Source organism: Gemmatimonadaceae bacterium (assembly GCA_035533755.1).
Taxonomy (GTDB): Bacteria; Gemmatimonadota; Gemmatimonadetes; order Gemmatimonadales; family Gemmatimonadaceae; genus JAGWRI01.
Window position 1 is genome coordinate 1 of record DATLTC010000063.1, and the last position, 3,113, is coordinate 3,113.

The 3,113-nt window shown below is 68.3% G+C and carries 4 protein-coding genes; 3 read left to right on the forward strand and 1 reads right to left on the reverse strand.

Going from position 1 to position 3,113, the window contains the following annotated elements; genetic code table 11:
- Positions 1–594: hypothetical protein (locus VNE60_10080; GenBank protein HVB31860.1), on the reverse strand; the 594-nt coding region annotated here is incomplete at its 3' end.
- 133 nt (positions 595–727) lie between these two features.
- On the opposite strand from VNE60_10080, the gene VNE60_10085 reads away from it, so the two are divergent.
- The 3 genes from VNE60_10085 to VNE60_10095 form a co-directional block, all read left to right on the forward strand.
- Positions 728–1,873: an ABC transporter permease gene (locus VNE60_10085; protein ID HVB31861.1), complete on the forward strand. Its 1,146-nt coding sequence runs from the start codon at positions 728–730 to the stop codon at positions 1,871–1,873.
- A gap of 22 nt (positions 1,874–1,895) precedes the next feature.
- A complete protein-coding gene (locus tag VNE60_10090) occupies positions 1,896–2,948 on the forward strand; it encodes a substrate-binding domain-containing protein (protein HVB31862.1) in 1,053 nt (350 codons plus the stop codon).
- 6 nt (positions 2,949–2,954) lie between these two features.
- Positions 2,955–3,113 (forward strand): ATP-binding cassette domain-containing protein (locus VNE60_10095; GenBank protein HVB31863.1); only part of this gene is annotated, 159 nt, incomplete at its 3' end.

Here is a 3,113-nt window from a genome sequence, read left to right on the forward strand (position 1 = left end):
GCGGCAGACGCCGGCGAAGGCGCGCAGATCTTTGCGAAAACTCTCCGCGCCAGGCGCCACGGTGTGCACGGTGGTGAGCGAGTACGGGATGCCGTACTGCGTGAGCACGTTGCACACCGACATCTTGCCGCAGAACGCGTCGCGCCGGTTGGCGATCAGCATCTGCTTGGGGTCGTCGGCGGCGGCGTGCACCAGCACCGGCACGTTCAGCCCGGCCAGGCGCAGCGTCTCGGCCACGCCACGCTCGTCGCCGAAGTTGGGCAGGGTCACGATCACGCCGGCGATCCGGTCGCGGTGCTTCCTGAACAACGCCGCGCAGGCCTTGGCTTCGTCCCGGCTCTCCACGGCGCCGTACCGCGTGTCGTCCACGCCGAGCGCGACGACGTCGAAGCCCTCGTCCTTCAACACCGCCAACATCTGGTCGCGCCCTTCACGCGCCAGGTGCCCGGGAAAGAAGCCGCGGTTGCCCACGAGCAACCCCACGGTGACGCGTTTGGCGGGCGCCGGCCGTTTGGCGGCGGCACGGGGCGCGGGGGACGGCTTCCGCGCCGCTTGGGCGGCGCGCTTCCTGGACTGGATCTGATGGAGCGTCATGGGTAGCTCGGACGGTGAAAGCGTGTAGAGATTACGGGCCGAACGTGGGGCCGGGAAGAGCGCCGCCGCGCGTTGACACTGTTCCGGACGCGCCGTAACGTTGCTCACGTTTCCGCCTGCAGCCCTCACCGTAATGGAAGTGCCGCCCGAACACCAACCCGCCCAGGCCGCGCCCTCCGCTTCTCCGAATCCACCCGCCGCACCCGGCGCGTCCTCCACGCAGTCCGCGGGCCGTTCGTGGCTCCGTTCCCTCCTCCGATCGCCGCAGCTCGGCCTGCTCGGCGTGCTGGTGGCGCTGAGCGTGGTCCTCACGCTCACCGCCGGTTCGCACGTCGATGCGCTGACCGGCCGGACCGTCAACAATTTCCTGAACAAGTACACGCTGCTCCAGATGGCCACCGACGCCAGCGGATTCGCGATCATGGGCGTCGGCGCCACCATCGTCATCATCGCCGGCGGCATCGACCTCTCGGTGGGCGCCGTGTATGCGCTCTCCGGCGTCACCATGGCGATGGTGCTCCGCGCCGCCGGCCCGATGGGCCCCGTGGCGACGGTCGCCCTGGGGCTCGCCACCTGCATCGGCGTGAGCCTGATCTGCGGACTCGCCAACGGCATCATGGTGATCGGGCTGGGCGTGCACTCGTTCATCATCACGCTGGGCACGATGTGGATCCTGCGCGGCCTCGCGTTCGTCACGAGCCATGCCGAGAGCATCATCCTGCCGGGCCGCCTCACCAACGTCGTGCGGGCCCAGATGGGACTGGCCGAGGGACTCTACCCCGTGCCGATGCTGGTCATGTTCGTGGTCACCGCCCTCGGCGCGGTCTATCTGTCGCGCACGGTCATGGGCCGCCATGTGTTCGCCGTCGGGGGCAATCCCGAAGCCAGCCGGTACGCCGGCCTCAACGTCAAGCGCGTCACGCTCGGCGTGTTCGTCCTCTCGGGTCTCACGGCGGGCATCGCCGCCTTCCTTGGCGCCGGCTATTATGGATCGTCCACCTCGTCCGACGCCAACGGGTACGAGTTGTACGTGATCGCGTCGGCCGTGGTCGGCGGCGCCAGCCTGTCGGGCGGCAAGGGCAGCGCGGTGAGCGCCATGCTCGGCGCCATGCTGATCGTCGTCATCCGGCAGGCCATCCGCACCCTGCACCTGGATCAGAACTATGAATGGATCATCGTCGGCACGGCGATGATTCTCGCGGTCGTCATCGATCAGAGCGGCACCCGGCTGATGTCGCGCCGTCTGGCCGCGGGTCGCGAATCGTCGTCGTCGTCCTAGCCGCCCCACTCCCGGAGTCCCGATGTCGCGTGCGTCTCGAATTGCCCGTCTCGCTCCCGTTGCGCTGATCGCCTGGGCCGCCGCATGCGGCGGCGGCAACAAGACCGCGGCCGGCGGCAGCACCGCCGCTTCGGCGGCGGCCGGCGCGCTCCCCAAGACGTTCACGATCGCCATGATCGCCAAGAGCTCCACCAATCCGGTGTTCCTCTCCGGACGCGTCGGCGCCGAGACGGCGGCGGCCGAACAGAGCAAGAAGCTCGGCATCAAGATCAGCATCGACTGGCTCACGCCGCCCACCGAGGACGCGCAGGTCCAGGCCCAGCGCGTGTCCCAGGCCGTGGACGCCGGCGACAACGCCATCCTCATGTCCACCAGCGACGCCAACAAAGTCACCGACGCGATCAACTCGGCGGTGGATCGCGGCGTGCCGGTGATGATGTTCGACAGCGACGCCCCCAACTCCACGCGCTTCTCGTTCTCCGGGGGCGACGACAACGCCATCGGCCGCCAGGTGATGGACGAGCTCGCCAAGCAGATGAATGGCAAGGGCAACATCGCGATTCTCGCCGGCAACCAGAACGCCCCCAACCTGCAGCAGCGCGTGCAGGGAGTGAAGGACGCCGCCGCGAAGTACCCCGGCATCAAGATCCTCAACACGTTCTACCATGCGGAGACGCCGCAGGACGCCGCCGCCGAGGTGATGCGGGCCATGAACGCCTACCCCAACATCCAGGGGTGGGCGATGATCGGCGGCTGGGCATTGTGGACCAAGGCGCTGCTCACCACGCTCGACCCGTCCAAGATCAAGGTCGTGTCGGTGGATGCGCTGCCGCAGCAGTTGGCCTACATCACCAAGGGCATCGCGCCCGTGCTGTTGGCCCAGCCCACGTACGACTGGGGCTATGTGTCGGTGAACACCATCGTGGACCACGTGTTGCTGCACAAGGACGTGCCGGCGCACGTGCAGATGAACCTGATCCGCGTCACCAAGGACAACCTGGGCACGTATGCGCGGCAGCTGAAGGCCTGGGGGTTCACGGACGTCGACTCCTCGTATCTCGCGCTGCCCCACTGAGCCGTCATGGCCGAGCCCGCGGTTCGCTTCTCCGGCATCACCAAGCGCTTTCCCGGCGTCACGGCGCTGAACGACGTCTCGTTCGACGTCGCGCCGGGATCGTGCCACGCGGTGTGCGGCGAGAACGGGGCCGGCAAGAGCACGCTGGGCAAGATCCTGTGCGGG